17 protein-coding genes are annotated in these 17,036 nt (G+C 69.2%); 14 read left to right on the top strand and 3 right to left on the bottom strand.

Annotated elements, in window-relative coordinates:
- Positions 1–62 precede the first annotated feature (62 nt).
- From paaZ to ABL844_RS06900, 3 genes are read left to right on the top strand one after another with little or no spacing between them, the layout of a single operon-like run.
- Positions 63–2,135 (top strand): phenylacetic acid degradation bifunctional protein PaaZ, encoded by a 2,073-nt coding sequence (paaZ, locus tag ABL844_RS06910; RefSeq protein ID WP_418119403.1) that lies wholly within the window; start codon positions 63–65, stop codon positions 2,133–2,135.
- Entirely contained in the window at positions 2,135–2,923 is a 789-nt protein-coding gene (locus tag ABL844_RS06905) for an SDR family NAD(P)-dependent oxidoreductase (protein ID WP_418130847.1), read from the top strand. The genes paaZ and ABL844_RS06905 overlap by 1 nt, the downstream gene beginning before the upstream one ends.
- 29 nt (positions 2,924–2,952) lie before the next feature.
- Entirely contained in the window at positions 2,953–3,513 is a 561-nt protein-coding gene (locus ABL844_RS06900) for a methyltransferase family protein (protein ID WP_418124819.1), read from the top strand.
- 92 nt (positions 3,514–3,605) lie between these two features.
- On the opposite strand, the gene ABL844_RS06895 is transcribed toward ABL844_RS06900, so the two are convergent.
- Positions 3,606–4,013, bottom strand: coding sequence for a hypothetical protein (locus ABL844_RS06895; protein WP_418131884.1), 408 nt, complete (start codon positions 4,011–4,013; stop codon positions 3,606–3,608).
- Positions 4,014–4,208: 195 nt separating this feature from the next.
- Between ABL844_RS06895 and ABL844_RS06890 the strand changes: the two genes are divergently transcribed.
- From ABL844_RS06890 to ABL844_RS06860, 7 genes are all read left to right on the top strand, one after another.
- Positions 4,209–4,841 (top strand): OmpA family protein, encoded by a 633-nt coding sequence (locus ABL844_RS06890; protein ID WP_369659386.1) that lies wholly within the window; start codon positions 4,209–4,211, stop codon positions 4,839–4,841.
- 189 nt (positions 4,842–5,030) lie between these two features.
- Entirely contained in the window at positions 5,031–5,483 is a 453-nt protein-coding gene (locus ABL844_RS06885) for a hypothetical protein (RefSeq protein ID WP_418130846.1), read from the top strand.
- A gap of 168 nt (positions 5,484–5,651) precedes the next feature.
- Complete coding sequence (locus ABL844_RS06880) at positions 5,652–6,248, top strand: phosphatase PAP2 family protein (RefSeq protein ID WP_418130845.1); 597 nt, start codon at positions 5,652–5,654, stop codon at positions 6,246–6,248.
- Positions 6,245–7,300: a glycosyltransferase family 2 protein gene (locus ABL844_RS06875; protein WP_126023071.1), complete on the top strand. Its 1,056-nt coding sequence runs from the start codon at positions 6,245–6,247 to the stop codon at positions 7,298–7,300. The genes ABL844_RS06880 and ABL844_RS06875 overlap by 4 nt, the downstream gene beginning before the upstream one ends.
- Entirely contained in the window at positions 7,297–8,916 is a 1,620-nt protein-coding gene (locus tag ABL844_RS06870; protein WP_418130844.1) for an ArnT family glycosyltransferase, read from the top strand. Before ABL844_RS06875 ends, ABL844_RS06870 begins: the two co-directional genes overlap by 4 nt.
- Complete coding sequence (locus ABL844_RS06865; protein ID WP_418130843.1) at positions 8,909–9,733, top strand: ChbG/HpnK family deacetylase; 825 nt, start codon at positions 8,909–8,911, stop codon at positions 9,731–9,733. The genes ABL844_RS06870 and ABL844_RS06865 overlap by 8 nt, the downstream gene beginning before the upstream one ends.
- Before the next feature lie 50 nt (positions 9,734–9,783).
- Positions 9,784–10,587 carry a lysostaphin resistance A-like protein gene (locus ABL844_RS06860; RefSeq protein WP_418130842.1) on the top strand — a complete coding sequence of 268 codons (804 nt, stop codon included), beginning with the start codon at positions 9,784–9,786 and terminating at the stop codon, positions 10,585–10,587.
- Between the two features lie 17 nt (positions 10,588–10,604).
- Here ABL844_RS06860 and ABL844_RS06855 read toward each other — a convergent pair whose 3' ends face one another.
- Together ABL844_RS06855 and ABL844_RS06850 are read right to left on the bottom strand one after the other, a co-directional pair.
- Positions 10,605–11,213: a flavin reductase family protein gene (locus tag ABL844_RS06855; RefSeq protein ID WP_418130841.1), complete on the bottom strand. Its 609-nt coding sequence runs from the start codon at positions 11,211–11,213 to the stop codon at positions 10,605–10,607.
- A 15-nt stretch (positions 11,214–11,228) separates the two neighbouring features.
- Positions 11,229–12,800, bottom strand: a complete 1,572-nt coding sequence (locus ABL844_RS06850) for a TerC family protein (protein WP_184636693.1) — start codon at positions 12,798–12,800, stop codon at positions 11,229–11,231.
- Positions 12,801–13,135: 335 nt separating this feature from the next.
- Between ABL844_RS06850 and fusA the strand changes: the two genes are divergently transcribed.
- The 4 genes from fusA to ABL844_RS06830 all read left to right on the top strand — a co-directional run bounded on the left by fusA (position 13,136) and on the right by ABL844_RS06830 (position 16,983).
- A complete protein-coding gene (gene fusA / locus ABL844_RS06845; protein ID WP_418130840.1) occupies positions 13,136–15,199 on the top strand; it encodes an elongation factor G in 2,064 nt (687 codons plus the stop codon).
- A gap of 241 nt (positions 15,200–15,440) precedes the next feature.
- Positions 15,441–15,800 (top strand): hypothetical protein, encoded by a 360-nt coding sequence (locus tag ABL844_RS06840; RefSeq protein WP_418130839.1) that lies wholly within the window; start codon positions 15,441–15,443, stop codon positions 15,798–15,800.
- A gap of 125 nt (positions 15,801–15,925) precedes the next feature.
- Complete coding sequence (locus tag ABL844_RS06835; protein WP_184635217.1) at positions 15,926–16,468, top strand: DUF421 domain-containing protein; 543 nt, start codon at positions 15,926–15,928, stop codon at positions 16,466–16,468.
- Between the two features lie 11 nt (positions 16,469–16,479).
- Positions 16,480–16,983, top strand: a complete 504-nt coding sequence (locus ABL844_RS06830) for a DUF421 domain-containing protein (RefSeq protein WP_418130838.1) — start codon at positions 16,480–16,482, stop codon at positions 16,981–16,983.
- The last annotated feature ends 53 nt before the right edge of the window (positions 16,984–17,036 follow it).

Genomic DNA, 17,036 nt, shown 5'->3' with positions numbered 1-17,036 from the left:
CATCCCAACCTTCCCCCAGAGGGGGGAAGGAGCAAGACAGACACCGCGAAAGGACACGCACCATGACCACCACCCTCCAAAGCTACATCGCCGGCCGCTGGATCGGCCAGCAGGCCGCGCAGCAGCTGCGCAGCGCCGTCAACGGCAAGCCCGTGGCCGCCACGCACGCCGAGGCCATCGACTTCGCCGAGGCGTTGCAGTACGCGCGCCGCACCGGCATTCCCGCGCTGATGAAGCTCGACTTCCAGCAGCGCGCCGAGCGCCTGAAGGCCCTGGCCAAGTTCCTCGCCGCGAACAAGGAAACGCTCTACGCCATCTCGGCCCACACGGGCGCGACGCGCGCCGACAGCTGGATCGACATCGAAGGCGGCGCCGGCACGCTGAGCGCCTATGCCGGCATCGGCACCAACGAGCTGCCCTCGGGCAACCTGGTGCACGAGGGCCCGGCCTTCCCGCTGGGCAAGAAGGGCGGCTTCGCGGGCACGCACATCCTGGTGCCGCGCGGCGGCGTGGCGGTGCACATCGACGCGTTCAACTTCCCGGTGTGGGGCCTGCTCGAGAAGTTCGCGCCCAGCTTCCTCGCTGGCATGCCCTGCATCGGCAAGCCGGCGACCGCCACCAGCTATCTGACCGAAGCGCTGGTGCGGCTGATCTTGCAGTCGGGCATCCTGCCCGAGGGTGCGCTGCAGCTGGTCATCGGCAGCACGGGCGACCTGCTCGACCGGCTCGAAGGGCCCGACGTGGTCACCTTCACCGGCTCGGCCGACACGGCCGCGAAGCTGCGCGTGCATCCGAACATCGTGCGCCAGTCGATCCCGTTCAACGCCGAGGCCGACTCGCTGAACTGCGCGATCCTCGCGCCCGACGTGACGCCCGACGACGAGGAGTTCGATCTCTTCGTGAAGGAAGTGGCGCGCGAGATGACCATCAAGGCCGGCCAGAAGTGCACGGCCATCCGACGCGCGATCGTGCCGCGCCAGCACCTCGACGCCGTGGCCGAGCGCCTGCGCGCGCGGCTCGCGAAGACGGTCGTGGGCGACCCCTCGCGCGAGGAAGTGCGCATGGGGGCGCTGGCCTCGCGCGACCAGCAGGCCGACGTGGCCGAGCGCGTGGCGACGCTGCTCAAGGGTGCCGAGCTGGTCTACGGCGAGCGCGACGGCTTCTCGCCCGTGGGCGACGGCGTGGGCGAAGGTGCCTTCTTCGCGCCCACGCTGCTGCTGAGCCGCCAGCCGCTCGAGCACGACGCAGCGCACGACGTGGAAGCCTTCGGCCCCGTCAGCACGCTGATGCCCTACGACGGCATCGACGAGGCGCTGGCGCTGGCCGCGCGCGGCCGCGGCAGCCTGGTCGGCACGCTGGTCACGCGCGACCCGGCCACCGCCGCCAAGGCGATTCCGGTGGCCGCCGCATGGCACGGCCGCCTGCTGGTGCTGGACCGCGAGGCCGCCGCCGAATCGACCGGCCACGGCTCGCCGCTGCCGCAGCTCAAGCACGGCGGCCCCGGCCGCGCAGGCGGCGGCGAGGAGCTCGGCGGCCTGCGCGCGGTGAAGCACTACCTGCAGCGCACCGCCGTGCAGGGCTCGCCCACCATGCTGGCCGCCATCACCGGCGAGCACGTGCGCGGCGCTGCCGTGCGCGAGAGCGAGGTGCACCCCTTCCGCCGCTACTTCGAGGACCTGCGCGTCGGCGATTCGCTGCTCACGCACCGCCGCACCGTGAGCGAGGCCGACATCGTGGCCTTCGGCGGCATCTCGGGCGACTACTTCTACATGCACTTCGACGAGGTGGCGGCCAAGGAATCGCCCTTCGGCAAGCGCATCGCGCACGGCTACTTCGTGCTGTCGGCGGCCGCGGGCCTGTTCGTGTCGCCCGCGCCGGGGCCGGTGCTGGCCAACTACGGCCTGGACACGCTGCGCTTCACCAAGCCCGTGGCGATCGGCGACACCATCCGCGCGCGCCTGACCTGCAAGCGCAAGATCGACCGCAACAAGAAGGACGCGAGCGGCCAGGGCCAGGGCGTGGTGGCATGGGACGTTGAAGTGACGAACCAGGACGGCGAGCTGGTCGCCAGCTACGATATCCTGACCCTCGTTTCCAAGAAGCCCGAAGCACCCGCCGCCTCGGCCACCGCCTGATGTCCTCTTCGTCGTCTTCCCAGTCCTCCATGTTCGACCTCACCGGCAAAGTCGCGCTCGTCACGGGCGGCAACGGAGGCATCGGCCTCGGCATGGCGCAGGGGCTGGCCAGGGCCGGCGCCCGCGTCATCGTCGCGGCGCGCAACGCGCAGAAGTCGGCCGCGGCAGTCGAGGCATTGAGGGCGCTGGGCAGCGACAGCTTCGCGCTCGAGGCCGACGTGAGCGATGAGACCTCGGTGAGCAAGCTCTTCGACGACGCCGCCGCGCGCTGCGGCCGGCTCGACATCCTGGTCAACAACGCCGGCACCACGGTGCGCAAGCCGGTCGACCAGCTCGCGCTGGACGAGTGGCACAAGGTGATGGACACCAACCTCACCAGTGCCTTCCTGTGCAGCCGCGCCGCGCATCCGCACCTGAAGGCCGCGGGCGGCGGCAAGATCATCAACATCGGCTCGATGATGTCGATCTTCGGCGCGCCCTACGCCCCGGCCTATGCGGCGAGCAAGGCGGGCATCGTGCAGCTCACCAAGTCGACGGCGCTCTCCTGGGCGGCGGACAACATCCAGGTCAACGCGATCCTGCCGGGCTGGTTCGAGACCGAGCTGACCGACGGCGCACGCAGCCAGATCCCGGGACTGTACGAGCGCGTCAAGGTCCGCGCCGCCGCCGGCCGCTGGGGCCAGCCGGTCGACATCGCCGGCACCGCAGTGTTCCTGGCGAGCGCCGCGTCGGACTACGTGACGGGAACCGCAATTCCCGTTGACGGCGGCTTCTCCATTTCGGGCTGAAGCCCGCGGGCCGTGTAAATTCGCCGGCCATGCTCTTCTGGATCCAGATCTTCCTCTTCGTCGCCGGCACGGCCGCGCTCCTGTACGTGTCGCGCGGCCCGCTGAGCCAGCCGGGCTCGCACGGCTTCTACCGCTTCTTCGCGTGGGAATGCATGCTGGTGCTGATCGTGCTGAACCTGCCCGTGTGGCATGACGATCCGTTCTCGGCCAGGCAGATCATCTCCTCGCTCTTCTTCGTGCTGTCGATCTGGCTGCCGATCCACGCGGTGCGGCTGCTCAAGGCGCAGGGCAAGCCCAGCGACGCGCGCAACGACGATCCGGCCCTGTACGGCTTCGAGAAGACATCGGCCATCGTCAGCAGCGGCGCCTTCCGCTACATCCGCCACCCCATGTACACCGCACTGATGCTGCTGGCCTGGGGCGCCTTCCTCAAGCAGTTCACCTGGCTCACGCTGGCACTGGTGCTCGCGGCCACGTTGCTGCTGTTCATGACCGCCCTGCGCGACGAGCAGGAATGCATCGCGCACTTCGGCGACGACTACCGCGCGTACATGCGCGGCACGCGGCGCTTCATACCGTTCGTGTTCTAGGACCTGCCGCCCCGCTGTAGAGGGCGCAAGGCCTTCCGCTGTGCCAAGGAGAAAGCGCCCCGTCAGGGGCGCTTTTCACGTGGCCTCGATGCTCAGCAAGCTTTGCCGTGGGCAGCGTGCGCGCCCTTGGCCTTCGCATCGGCTTCCGACATGTACGAGCCGCGCTTGGTCTTGCCGAAGTACTTGTCGTTGGCGCAGTGATAGACCTTGCCGTTGACCCATACCTGGCCGGCGGCGGGTACCGCCGCGGGAGCGCCGGCGGAAGGTGCTGCGGCGGGCTTGGTCGCTGCCGGGGCGGGCGCGGCGGCAGCGGGCGATGTGGCTGCAGGGGCGGTCGTCGCGGGAGCGGATGGCTGTTGAGCAAAGGCGGAGACGGCAAGGACGGAACTGGCCGCCAGCAGGAAAAGGGTCTTCTTCAAGATCGCTCCTTGTGGATCGCACGAAAGCACGTGCATGCAGCGACCAACGCCCGCGCCGCAACGCAGTTGACGAATGTTCACCCGGATGTGTGACGAGCCGTACGGCGCGAGACCTATTTCACGACGGCATGAAAGAGATGAGGCTTCGCGGCCTCCGCGAGGCCAACGCTGTCGGCCGGAGTGAGCGTGCATGAGTTGTTCCCTTCGGATCGAGCGCCGACGCGGCAGACCGCGGACGTCGCCGATCCGGATCAGAAACATCGAAAAGGGAAGAACATGAAAATCACAATGACCTCGCTCGCCATCGTCGCGGCGCTCCTCGCAGGCTGCGCATCCGAGCAAGCAACCCATACGGCCGTCGGCACCGGTGCCGGCGCGGCGGTAGGCGCGGGTGTGGGAAACCTCATCGGCCGCGACAGGAAGAGCACAGCCATCGGCGCGGCAGTCGGCGCCGCCGTTGGCGCAGGTGTCGGGTACAACTGGACCACCATCCGCAACAAGCTCAGCAGCCAGACCGCCGACACCGGCACGCAGATCATCGATCAGCCCGACGGCTCGCTGAAGCTCAACATCCCCAGCCAGGTGACCTTCGACACCGACAGCGCCACCATCAAGCCATCTTTCCGCAATGTCCTCGACGGCGTGGCCCAGACGATCGCGCAGGAGCCCAACATCAACGCACGCGTCGTCGGCCACACGGACAGCACCGGCAATGCCGAGCACAACATGGCGCTGTCGCAGCGCCGCGCGCAGAGCGTGGGTGCCTACCTGGTCGACCATGGCGTGAAGAGCGCGCGCCTCACGACCGAAGGACGAGGCCAGACCCAGCCCGTGACGAGCAACGCCACCGAGGACGGGCGCACGCAGAACCGCCGCGTCGAGATCTACCTGAAGCCCGTCTCGCAGTAGGCGAGACAGTAAGCCCCGGCCGCTGCCGGCCGCTGCCTGCCGGAGGCGGCCCTGCCCGGGTAGGGCCGCCGGCACAGGGTCGACGGCCCCTCCCCCCAGGAACCCTTCACACGCGCGTCATCTTCAACCTTGCGGGATGCTGACCCGCACGATCAGGTTCGGTTCACACGAGCCTCCTAGCATTCGCGCATGCTGCTGCTCGCGCGCGTTCGCCGTTTCGTCGAGGCACACCACAAGGCGTGGTGCGTCGCGGGCATGCTGCTGATTTTTCTGCAGCCCTTCATCGCGGCACACTTCCGCTGCGACGGGCTGGAAGACGAGCCGATGCTGCGCGTGCGCAGCGCCAGCGACACCACCCAGTTCGAGGCCGACGACCGCGCGGATCATCAGTCCGACCGCGAGACCACGCTGTTCGCCCAGGCCGCCGCGAGCATCGACCACCCCGATGCCTTCGACCTCGCGCTGGGCATGCTGATGGCGATGGTGCTCGCGATGCTGCCGCTGGCACTGGCCGTTGCGCGGCTCGCCGTTCCCATCGCGCGCGAAGCGCCCGAACACGTCCCGCCACACGGCGGCGCGCCACCTCCGGCGCAACCCTGGCGTCGACTGCCGCCTACCGTCGCACCACCTTCCGTCACTTGAGACACGGCGCCTCGCGCGTCGGGTGGTCCGCTGCGCCTCGCAGCGGGCTTTCTCTTCCCTGTCGAAAGGTCCGACCATGTCAAGTTTCTCCTGCTGCGCCCGTGGCGCCGCGTGGCTTCGTTCGCCCGCCGTTTTCCAGTTCCCGACCACGCCCATGAAGGTGGCGTCATGAACGCACTGAACATCACGCTTTTCCAGTGGCTCACCGCCGGCAGCCAGCCCACGCCGTGGGTGCTGTCCTTCGCATCAGCCTTCGCACTCTGGGGCAGCTGGCTGTGCGCGGGCGTGCTCGTCTTCGCGCTGTGGCGGCATCGCGCCGAACGCGCCTATCTGTTCATCGTCGCGGCCTTCTCCGGCCTCGCATCGATGGCTTCCCACGCGATCGCGCTGGCGCTGAACACGCCCCGCCCGTTCGTCCTCGGGCTTGCTCCTGCCTACATCGAGCACGCCGGCCGCGGCTCGCTGCCCAGCACGCACGCGACCGTGATGTTCATGGTGGCGCTGGCCTTACTGCTGCGCCCCGGCCTGCGCAGGCTGGGCGTGCCGCTGCTGGCGCTGGCGGCGGTCACGGGCTGGGCGCGCGTCTACGTGGGCGTGCATTTCCCGATCGACATCGTCGCCGGCATGCTGCTCGGGGGCGCCATCGCCGGCCTGCTCGCGCTCGCGCAGTTGCTGGTGCACCGCGTCGTTTCTTTTCCGGCGTCGCCCGTTGGCCGCACTCGCGACGACACGCCAGCGGCCGCTTCTTTCTGGAGGCATCCATGATTTCATCGACCGACAACAGCCGGCACTCGCGCGCCCCGATCCGGCTGCAACAGGCCGACGATGCTCCCGCGACGCGCGCGGCCGTCGCTTTCGCGCCGCCGGACGAAGCGCGCAGCATCTCCTGCGTCATCCCCTGCTTCAACGAGGGGCCGAACCTGCGGCGCCTGCTGCCGCTGCTGGAGGACATTCTCTGGGCCACGCGCCTGCGCTGGGAGATCATCGTGGTGGACGACGGCAGCACCGACGACACCGTGGCCGTTGCCGAGGCATGGTGCGAGCTCTCGGGCTTTCGCTGCATCTCGCTGTCGCGCAACTTCGGCAAGGAAGCCGCGCTCACCGCGGGCCTCGCCGCCGCCACGGGCGACGCGGTGGTGCTGCTCGACGGCGACCTGCAGCATTCGCCGGAGCTCATCCACACCATGATCGCGCAGTGGGTGGCCGGCGCCGAGGTGGTGTACGCGGTGCGCGAGCAGCGCAGCGACGAAAGCCGCTTCAAGCAGCTCGGCAGCAGGCTCTTCTACAGCCTGGTCAACGCGTCCGACCGCTTCGCCGTGCCCAGGGACGCGGGCGACTTCCGCCTGATGGACCGCAAGGTGGTCGACGCGCTCATGAGCCTGCCGGAGCGCAGCCGCTTCATGAAGGGCCTGTATGCCTGGGTGGGCTTTCGCGCCGTGGCGCTGCCCTACACGCCCGCGCCGCGCGCGGAAGGCGCCAGCAGCTTCAACACGCGGCGGCTGGTGGGGCTGGCCATCGACGGGCTGACCGCCTTCACCACCTGGCCGCTGCGGGTGGTCAGCGTGGTGGGGCTGATGCTGGCGGTGCCGGCCTTCGCTTACGGCGCCTTCGTGGCGGTCGACTACCTGCTGTTCGGCAACTCGGTCTCGGGCTGGACCACCATCGTCGCGAGCCTGATGTTCTTCATCGGCATCCAGATGATCTCCACCGGCATCGTGGGCGAGTACATCGCGCGCATCTACGAGGAGGTGAAGGGAAGGCCGCTCTACGTGGTGCGCCGCGAGCGCGGCACGGGGCTGGAGACCGGGCGGACATGAAACGGGCCGCTCCCGCATGGTGGACCTCCCCCCGACCGCTATGGATCATCGTCGCCCTCTTCGCCTGGCTGCTGGCCACCGCATGGATGCGCCCGCTGATGGCGCCCGACGAGGGCCGCTACGGCGGCGTCGCGCTCGCCATGCTTCGCTCGGGCGACTGGCTGGTGCCTCGGCTCGACGGGCTGCCCTTCTTCCACAAGCCGCCGCTCTTCTACTGGATAGGCGCGGCGGCCATGTCGGTCACCGGTCCGGTGGAATGGGCCGCGCGGCTGCCGTCCGTCCTGGGCGGCGCAGTGGCCGCGGCGGCGCTCTTCCTCTTCCTGCGACGCTGGTCGACGGCGCGGCTGGCGCTGCTGTCCACGGTGGTGCTGGCGACCACGCCCTTCTTCTTCCTCGGCGCGCAGTTCGCCAACCTCGACATGCTGGTGGCGGGCTGCATCTCGGCCACGGTGCTGCTGGCGGCCGGCGCAGCGCTGGCCCGGGAGCGCGAGGAACCGTGGCGAGCGCTGCTGGCCGGCGCCTGGCTGTTCGCCGCGGCCGGCCTGCTGGCCAAGGGGCTGATCGGCCTGGTGCTGCCCGCGATGGTGATCTTCATCTGGTGCGCAACGACGCGCAGGCTCGCGTCGTTGCGGCTCGCGCTGTGGCTGCCCGGCTGGGCCGTGCTGCTGGCCGTGGCCGGGCCGTGGTTCGTCGCGATGCAGTTGCGGTATCCGGAGTTCTTCGACTACTTCGTCGTCACCCAGCACTTCCGGCGCTTCGCGTCCTCGGGCTTCAACAACGAGCACGGCTTCTGGTTCTATCTTCCGGTGCTGGCGGGCCTGACGCTGCCGTGGTTCGCATGGGTGTTCGTCCCTCGCGGGTCGAACGAGGGGGCGAGCGACGACGCGGCACGCCCCCGGCTGCCGGACATCGACCGGCTGATGTGGATCTGGCTCGCGGTGATCGTGGTGTTCTTCTCGCTGCCGCGGTCCAAGCTGGTGGGCTACGTGCTGCCGGCACTGCCGCCGCTGGCGTACCTGATCGCGCAGCGGGTGCTGGCGAGCCGCTCGCTCGAAGCCCTGCTGCCGAAGGTTCGAGCGATGACGCTGGCGGCGGCAACGGTGTGCATCGGCTGCGTGGTCGCGGTCATGGTGTACTCGTCGCCGCCAGGTACGCGCCTGCGCCTGCCGGCTGGGCAAGCGGTGGCACCGGGTGAACAGGTGCTGATGCTCGACGGCTACCACTACGAGATTCCCTTCTACTGGAACCTGCGCGAGCCGGTGCTGGTGGCGGACGACTGGAAGGCGGCGGCCGAGGACACGCGCGACAACTGGCGCAAGGAGATCTTCGACGCCAGCCGCTTCGATCCGGCGCGCGCGGCGCGCACGCTGGTCGACCGAACCGAGCTCGCGGACGTGCTGTGCGTGCCGCACACCACCTGGGTCGTCGGCTCGAACACGGCGCATCTCGCGAACCCCTGGCTGCACCATGCGCAGCTGGTGGCGGTGAACGACGGGCTGGCGGCCTGGCGCTTCAAGGGAAGCGCCACGGGCGATCCGCACTGCCTGGATACCGCCCCATTCCCCGCCGCAGTCCCAGCTCCCGCCCCGCACTCGGGCGCCAACGGCAATGGCTGAATCGCCCCGCTGCCTCTGCATCTGCGCCGACGACTTCGGCATGAGCGCGGGCATCAACTCGGCCGTGCTCGACCTCGCCGAGAAGGGCAAGATCTCCGCCGCCAGCGGCATGGTGCGCCGCGAGGCCTGGCTGGCCGGAGCCAGGCTGCTGCGGCGCCTGGAGCCAGCGGAGTTCGACACCGGCCTGCACCTGGACCTCACGCGGCCCGCGCATGCCGGCGGCCCCGAGCCGGGGCTGGGCGGCCTGCTCGCGCGCACGTACGCGCGCACCATCTTCGCGCCCGGCCTGCAGGCCGACATCCGCGACCAGTTCACCCGCTTCGAGGACGCCATGGGCCGTGCACCCGCCTTCGTGGACGGGCACCGGCACGTGCACCAGTTCCCGGTGGTGCGCGAGCTGCTGGTGGAAGAAATCTCGCGGCGCTATCCCTCCTCGCCGCCTTGGGTCCGCAACACGGCGCCGGGCTGGCGCCATGGGCCCGACAGTCTGAAGGCCCGCGTCATCCACATGCTGGGCGGCGCGCGGCTTGCTGCACTGGCCGTCCGGCACGGCATTCCCACCAGCAGCCGGCTGCTGGGCGTCTACGACTTCTCGGGCGACATGGAGCGCCATCAGCAGCGTTTGTCCGAATGGCTCTCGGCCTGCCGCACCGGCGACGTGCTCATGTGCCACCCGGCCGCCGGCATCATGCCCGGCGACCCGCATGGCGGCGCGCGGCTGCACGAATACACGGCGCTGCGCGCGCTGGCGCTCGGGGTCGGCCAATACAGCGGGATCGCGCTCGCGCCACTCTCACGGTGCCTGAAACGCGGCTGAACATGCCGCTCGCGTAACATGCGCGCCGTCTCCCTGCCCCGCTTCCGCCCATGCCCTCCCCGAAAAGCGCCGCCTTTCCCTCGGTGGCGCAAGCCGTCCTCCTGTTCGTGGCGCTGTTCCTTTGCGAACTCGTCATCGGCGCCGCGCTGCGCGACGCCAACGGGTGGCTGCGCCTGACCAGCATGCAGATCGGCGTGCTCGCGGCCGTGCTGGGCAATGGCTGCGTGTTCGCGGCGGTGATGCACTCGCAGGGCCTCGGCTACCGCAGCCTGTTCCACCAGTCGCGCGCCTCCGCCGGGGCAATGCTGATGCTCGTGGTGCCGCCGGTGCTGCTGGTGCCCGCGCTGCTGCTGACGCTCACCTCGGCGCTCAACATCATGATGCGCATCGCACCGCCTTCCGCGTGGGAAGAAGCGATGTTCAGCCGCATGGCCGACGGCAGTGTGGCGGCCGTGCTCGCGGTGTGCGTGGTGGCACCACTGCTTGAGGAAATGCTTTTCCGCGGCATCGTGCTGCGCGGCTTCCTCACCCGCTATCCGCGATGGCAGGCGATCTTCATCTCGGCGCTCCTCTTCGGCGCGGCCCACATGAACATCTACCAGTTCATCGTCGGCCTCGTCATCGGCACCGTGCTCGGCTGGCTCTATGAACGCACGCGCTCGCTCATTCCGTGCATCGCGCTGCATGCCGCCTACAACACCACCACGCTGCTGCTGGGCGACTGGCTCGATGCGGCCTCGCCCTCGCGGCTGCTGTGGGCCGTGCTGATGGCGCTGGCGGCGGCCGTGTGCGGCGTGCTCGTGCTGCGCGCGATGCTGGTGCCGCGCGCGGCGCGCGACGGCTCCTCGGCCTGAGCTTCTTTGCTCTTTCCCTAGCGGGGCAGCCGCTGCAGCGGCCGCGCATCTACCGCTTCGCCGTCGATGATGAAGTGCCCGCCCGCCACATGGTGCAGCGTGCGCAATTCGTCGTGCCCCTCGAAATGCCAGCGCCCGTTGGAGAACACGCGCTCGTCGGCCTGCGCGGCGATCACTTCGCCGAGGAACAGGTCGTAGCGCTGCTGGATCGCCGGCTCGGGCAGCAGCCTGCATTCGAGCCATGCGGCGCAGCCCTCGAGCAGCGGCGCGTCGATGGCCGTGCCCGCGAAGGTCGAAAGGCCGTAGGCGGCGAACTTGTCATGACCCGACTTCTCGACGATCTCGCGGCCGGAGCTGTTGCCCAGCGTCTCGGTCAGGTCGAGCTGGGCGCGCACCGGCACCTGCAGCGCGAAAGCGCCGGCGCCTTCGAGCAGCTCGCGCGTCCAGGTGCTCTTGTCGAGCACGACCGCCACCTTGGGCGGATCGAAGTCCAGCGGCATGGCCCAGGCTGCCGCCATGATGTTGCGCTTGCCGCCATGCGCGGCGCTCACGAGCACGGTGGGGCCGTGGTTCAGCAGGCGATAGGCCTTGTTCAGCGCGACGGGCTGGCGGTGGTTGGCGGTCATGGTGGTCGGTGCAGGTCAGGTTCCGGGATCGTCCACCGGCACCCGGCGGACGATGACCGTGCGGATGCGCTGCGCATCGACCTCGGTCACCACGAAATCGTACCCGTCGTGCGTCCAGCGGGCATCGCGCGGGGGCAGTCCGCCGAAGCGCGCCAGCAGCAGGCCAGCGACCGAGGTGTAGCTGTCGTCGTCGCCCACGAGGCCGTGGGTCTGCAGCGCCTGCTCCAGCAGGTGCAGGTCGGCGCTGCCGGAGACGGTCCATGCATCGGGTGCGGTCTGCATAATTTCCAGCGTCTCGTCCTCGTCGGGAAACTCTCCGGCGATGGCCTCCAGCACGTCGATGGGCGTCACCACGCCGGTGAGCGTGCCGTGCTCGTCGGCCACCAGCGCGAGCTGCCCGCGCGCGCCGCGCAATGTGTCAATGAGGCGGATGGCCGTGGTCGACTCGGGCACGTAGATGGGCGCGCGCAGGCCGGCGCCCTCGTCGATCCTGCCGTGGCGCATCAGCTGGCCCAGCAGATCCTTGGCGCGCGCCACGCCCACCACGTCGTCGAGCGAGCCCCGGCACACGGGGAAGATGCCGTGCGGCGTGTCCAGCAACTGCTCGCGCACCGCGACCGGGTCGTCGTTGAGATCGACCCACGAGATGTCGGTGCGCGGCGTCATCACCGATCGCACGGTGCGGTCGGCCAGCGAGAGCACGCCGCTCACCATGTTGCGCTCCTCGACGGCGAAGGCGGGCTCTTCCTGCGCTTCGGGCGTCGCGTCGGAGGGACCCGCGCCGGCTGGTACCGGCTCGCCGCGCGCCCTGCCGCCCAGCAGCCGCAGCACCGACTCGGCCGTTCGCTCGCGCAGCGGTCTGCGCGCCTCGTGCTTCAGCGCGTTGCGCCGCGCCCACTGGTTCAGCGCCTCGATCATCACGGAGAAGCCGATGGCGCCGTAGAGGTAGCCCTTGGGAATGTGGAAGCCCAGGCCCTCGGCCACGAGGCTCAGGCCGATCATCAGCAGGAAGCTCAGGCACAGCATCACCACCGTCGGATGCGCGTTCACGAAACGTGTGAGCGGCTTCGAGGCCCACAGCATGATGCCGATGGAGATGACGACCGCGGCCATCATCACCGGCAGGTGGTCGACCATGCCCACGGCGGTGATCACCGAGTCGAGCGAGAACACCGCGTCGAGCATCACGATCTGCGTGACCACCAGCGTGAAGCCCGCATAGGCCACCGGGCCGCTGGCCGTGTGCTCCGGAACGCCTTCGAGCCGCTCGTGCAGCTCGGACGTGGCCTTGAACAGCAGGAACAGGCCGCCGCCGAGCAGGATCAGGTCGCGGCCGGAGAAATCCTGGCCCCACAGGGAGAACAGCGGCGTGGTCAGCGTCACCAGCCACGAGACGATGGACAGCAGCCCCAGCCGCATGAAGAGCGCGAGGCTCAGGCCGATGAGCCTTGCCTTGTCGCGCTGGCGCGGCGGCAGCTTCTCCGCGAGGATCGCGATGAAGACGAGGTTGTCGATGCCCAGCACGATCTCCAGGACGACCAGCGTCAGGAGACCGAGCCAGACGGCCGGGTCGGAGAGCAGTTCGATCATGATTGGAGAAAAGAGGCGCGCAAACGGCCGCGTCCCGGAGCGGCGCGGGCCATTCCGGCAACGGGTGACTGGGGAAACTGAAGACGCAAGGCGGCTGCGGAAGGATCGGTCGCAGCGCCGCGTTGCAGGTTGTTGCTGGCGCAGGCCAGCGGCCTACTGGGAGGCTCGCAGGAGGAGTTCACCCGCGCAGTTTAACGAAGGCCCCCTTCGCGACCCGGCCATTTCCGCTTGCATCGGTACGGTCAATACCGTAGGCTGACCCGGCGTCCGCGCGCAGCACCCGAGCCCAAGCGGGCCGCCGGGCCTGTCTTGCGGGCGTGAAGGAGCCACGCATGCCAAGCCGATCGAACGGCCTCGCGGCCGAAATGGAAGCGGTGCGAACCCTGGCGCTCGTCGGCGCCTCCGCGTCCGGCAAGACCTCCATCGCGGAGGCCCTGCTGCACGAAGCGGGCGCCATCGGGGCACGCGGCAGCGTGGAGCGCGGCACCACCGTCAGCGACCACGACCCGCTCGAGAAGCGGATGCAGCATTCGCTCAATGCAACCCTGATGCACCTGGCGCACGACGGCACGCGCATCCACCTCATCGACACCCCCGGCGGCGCCGACTTCCTGGGCCAGAGCCTGCCCGCGCTGGAAGCGGTGGAAACCGCCGCCATCGTCGTCAATGCAAGCGCCGGCATCGAGCCGATGACGCTGCGCATGATGGACTACGCGGCATCGCGCCACCTCGCGCGCCTGATCGTCGTCAACAGGATCGACGACCCCGGCGCCGACCTCGCCGGCCTGCTGGCGCAGATCCAGGCCACCTTCGGCCGCGAATGCCTGCCGCTGAACCTGCCGGCAGCCGGCGGCACGCGCGTGATCGACTGCTTCTACAACCGCGAAGGCGAGTCCGACATCGGTTCGGTCGATGCGGCGCACCGCGCGCTGGTCGAGCAGGTCGTCGAAGTCGATGCGGCCTTCGTCGAGCGCTACCTGAACGATGGCGACGTGGACGCCAGCGAGCTGCATGCGCCGCTCGAGCAGGCGCTGCGCGAAGGGCACCTGATTCCCGTGTGCTTCATCTCGGCACGCAGCGGCGCGGGCGCGGCCGAGCTGCTCGACATCATCGTCAAGCTTCTGCCCAACCCGAGCGAAGCCAATCCTCCGGACTTCCTGCTCGGCGAAGGCGCCGATGCAAAGCCGATGCAGGCCAGGCCCGATGCTTCGCTGCACGTGCTGGCCCATGTGTTCAAGGTCACGAGCGACCCTTACGTCGGCAAGCTCGGCATCATGCGCGTGCACCAGGGCACCCTTGCGAGCGATAGCCAGCTCTATATCGGAGACGGCCGCAAGCCCTTCAAGGTGGGCCACCTGTTCATGCTCCAGGGCAAGGACCATGTGGAAGTGCCGCGCGCGGTGCCGGGGGACATCGTGGCGGTGGCGAAGGTGGAGGAGATCCAGTTCGACGCCGTGCTGCACGACGCGGCGGAAGACAGCCACGTGCATCTCGCGCCGCTGGAGTTTCCGGTACCCGTGCACGGACTGGCCGTCGAGCCCAAGCGCCATGGCGACGAGCAGCGCGCATGGGAGATCCTCGGCAAGCTCGCGGCCGAAGACCCCTGCCTGCGCATCGAGCACGTGGTCGCGACCAACGAGACCGTTCTCTACGGACTCGGCGAACTGCATCTGCGCATGGTGCTGGACCGCCTGCGCGAGGTGTACCGCTTCGAGGTGCAGACCCGTCCGCCGCGCATCGCCTACCGCGAGACCGTGACCGCGCCTGCGGAGGGCCATCACCGCCACAAGAAGCAGACCGGCGGCGCGGGGCAGTTCGGCGAAGTCTTCCTGCGCATCGAGCCGCTCGCGCGCGGCGACGGCTTCGAGTTCGCCGATGAAGTCAGGGGCGGAGCGATTCCGGGCCAGTTCATTCCCGCCGTCGAGAAAGGCGTGCGCGAAGTGCTGGCATGCGGCGCCATCGCCGGCTACCCCGTGGTGGACGTGCGCGTAGTGGTGCACGACGGCAAGCACCACAGCGTGGACAGCAAGGACATCGCGTTTGCCACCGCCGGCCGCAAGGCCTTCATGGCGGCCATCCGCGAGGCCAGGCCGGTGGTGCTGGAGCCGATCGTGCAGATAGAGATCGTGGCGCCCGAGCATGCGGTGGGCGATGTCACGAGCGATCTGTCGTCACGGCGCGGGCTGGTGACCGGTACGTCGACCATCGGAGCCGGTGCCGCTGCGGTCCGGGGGCAGGTGCCGATGGCGGAGCTGGCGAGCTATCAGTCGCGGCTCAACGCGATGACCAGCGGACAGGGGCGGTACACGATCGCGCTGTCGCACTACGAGGCCGTGCCGCCGAATGTGCAGCAGGTCTTGATGGCGCAGTACCGAGGGCGGGAAGAAGACCAGTGAGGGGTCAGTGAGGCCGCGCAGCGTGGCCATGTCGCGCCCTGTCGAGCCGCCGCCCTCGATTGGCGTCGAGCGCACAATGAGAATGCCACGCCATCTTTCCTTCCCGACACCACGCGCGACGATGCCCATGCCCGATACCCCTCGCCCTTGCGCCGGTGAAGACACCGACGAAAGACGCCTGATCGCGTTGCCCTTCTCCGTCGCCCTGCCGGATATCGCGGTGCCCGTCGGAAATGCAATCGTGCGTCTCTCACGAGTTCAGCTGGAGCAGCTTGCGCAGGCCGCGTCCATTCAGTGGAGCACCGAAGAGGAGCGCATGGCGCGCATCGATGGCCAACGCGCCCAGGCGCTGCTGAAATCGGCATCGGGCGGCGACGCCGCCCCGGCCCCGCTCGACCCCGACGCCCACCACCTGCTGTCCCGCTTCATCGAGCAAGGCCGGGCCTCCATCTTCTGCGGCACCCCGCCCCAGCCGCAGCCCCACGTCACGGTCCGCTACCTCGCAAGCAGGGCCGGCCCCCTCGCAGGCCGGGGCGACATCCTCTTCCACCTGCCCGACGACCCGACGCCATTCCTCGTGGTGAACTGGTGGGTCGCGTGAACGCGCGGTAGCGCGGGTGCATCCGGGGCCGGGGTGGCCATCGCCTACAGCCCGCTCATGCGCCTGCCGACACGGCTCCATCAGGGCCGAACCTATGTTGGAGGCTGATCGAGAGGGCAGACAGCATGAGCGAAGTCGCCGAGCTTTTCGCGCGCGAGTTTCCTGTGTGGCACATGGTGGTGCGCGGAACTGTCGTGTACTGGTTCCTGCTCCTCGTGTTCCGCTTCGTGCTGCGGCGCGACATCGGCTCGATGGGCGTCGCCGACCTGCTCTTCGTGGTGCTGGTCGCCGATGCGTCGAGCAACGCGATGCAGGGCGAATACAAATCCATCGACGACGGGCTTGTGCTGCTCGCGACGCTCGTCGCCTGGAACTTCGCGCTGGACTGGCTGAGCTTTCACTTCGAGCCCGTGGCGCGTTTCCTGGAGCCGCGCCCCGAGGTCCTCATCCGCAACGGCCGCCTGAACCGGCGGGCGCTCAGGCGCGAAATGATCAGGACCGACGAACTGCTCGGCAAGCTGCGCGAGCAAGGCGTGGCGGATTTCTCGGAGGTGCGCGTCGCGCGGCTGGAGAGCGACGGAACGCTCAGCGTATTCAAGAAAGAGAAGAAGCAGGCTTGCGACGACAGCCATCAGGCACCCAAGCCCTCCAAGCCTCCGGTGCAATAGCGGCTGCGGTGATGACGACGGCGATGCAGTTCATCGACTGGCTCTTCGGCGAAGGCTCCGAACTCGCTGCGTGGCAGATGGCCGCGCGCGCGCTGGTCGTCTTCTTCCTTGCATTGGTGATGATCCGCGCCTCGGGCCGGCGGTCGTTCGGGCAGCAGAGTCCCTTCGACACCTGCATCACGGTGCTGCTGGGTGCGGTGCTGAGCCGCGCGGTGGTCGGTGCCTCGCCCTTTTGGAGCACCATGGCGGCCGGCGCGGCGCTGGTCGTCACGCACCGGCTGGTCGCGCTCGCGAGCATGCGGTGGCAGGGTTTCGAGGACCTGATCAACGGCCACAAGATCACGCTGGTGCGCGACGGCCGGATGGACGAGAACGCGATGCGCCACGCGCTGGTGTCGCGCAAGGACCTCGACGAGGCCCTGCGCCAGCAGGCCGGCGGCGTGCCTCTGCACGAAGTCGAACGCGCGGTGCTCGAGCGCGATGGCAAGCTGAGCATCGTCAAGCGACGGTCCTGAGCCGCAGCCCATGCCGCTCACGTAAGAAACCACCGACCCGCAGCGGCGGCGAT

Origin of the sequence: Variovorax sp. 278MFTsu5.1 (genome assembly GCF_048305045.1) — a bacterium.
Classification (GTDB): domain Bacteria; phylum Pseudomonadota; class Gammaproteobacteria; order Burkholderiales; family Burkholderiaceae_C; genus Variovorax; species Variovorax guangxiensis.
The sequence above is the reverse complement of the archived record's forward strand: the minus strand, read 5'-3'. Positions and strand labels throughout refer to the sequence as shown.

Excerpts from the sequence above, each read along its gene's own strand:
- paaZ (WP_418119403.1), top strand. The coding sequence starts at position 63 with ATGACCACCACCCTCCAAAGCTACATCGCCGGCCGCTGGATCGGCCAG.
- ABL844_RS06905 (WP_418130847.1), top strand. The coding sequence starts at position 2,135 with ATGTCCTCTTCGTCGTCTTCCCAGTCCTCCATGTTCGACCTCACCGGC.
- ABL844_RS06900 (WP_418124819.1), top strand. The coding sequence starts at position 2,953 with ATGCTCTTCTGGATCCAGATCTTCCTCTTCGTCGCCGGCACGGCCGCG.
- ABL844_RS06890 (WP_369659386.1), top strand. The coding sequence starts at position 4,209 with ATGAAAATCACAATGACCTCGCTCGCCATCGTCGCGGCGCTCCTCGCA.
- ABL844_RS06885 (WP_418130846.1), top strand. The coding sequence starts at position 5,031 with ATGCTGCTGCTCGCGCGCGTTCGCCGTTTCGTCGAGGCACACCACAAG.
- ABL844_RS06880 (WP_418130845.1), top strand. The coding sequence starts at position 5,652 with ATGAACGCACTGAACATCACGCTTTTCCAGTGGCTCACCGCCGGCAGC.
- ABL844_RS06875 (WP_126023071.1), top strand. The coding sequence starts at position 6,245 with ATGATTTCATCGACCGACAACAGCCGGCACTCGCGCGCCCCGATCCGG.
- ABL844_RS06870 (WP_418130844.1), top strand. The coding sequence starts at position 7,297 with ATGAAACGGGCCGCTCCCGCATGGTGGACCTCCCCCCGACCGCTATGG.
- ABL844_RS06865 (WP_418130843.1), top strand. The coding sequence starts at position 8,909 with ATGGCTGAATCGCCCCGCTGCCTCTGCATCTGCGCCGACGACTTCGGC.
- ABL844_RS06860 (WP_418130842.1), top strand. The coding sequence starts at position 9,784 with ATGCCCTCCCCGAAAAGCGCCGCCTTTCCCTCGGTGGCGCAAGCCGTC.
- ABL844_RS06855 (WP_418130841.1), bottom strand. The coding sequence starts at position 11,213 with ATGACCGCCAACCACCGCCAGCCCGTCGCGCTGAACAAGGCCTATCGC.
- fusA (WP_418130840.1), top strand. The coding sequence starts at position 13,136 with ATGCCAAGCCGATCGAACGGCCTCGCGGCCGAAATGGAAGCGGTGCGA.
- ABL844_RS06835 (WP_184635217.1), top strand. The coding sequence starts at position 15,926 with ATGAGCGAAGTCGCCGAGCTTTTCGCGCGCGAGTTTCCTGTGTGGCAC.
- ABL844_RS06830 (WP_418130838.1), top strand. The coding sequence starts at position 16,480 with ATGACGACGGCGATGCAGTTCATCGACTGGCTCTTCGGCGAAGGCTCC.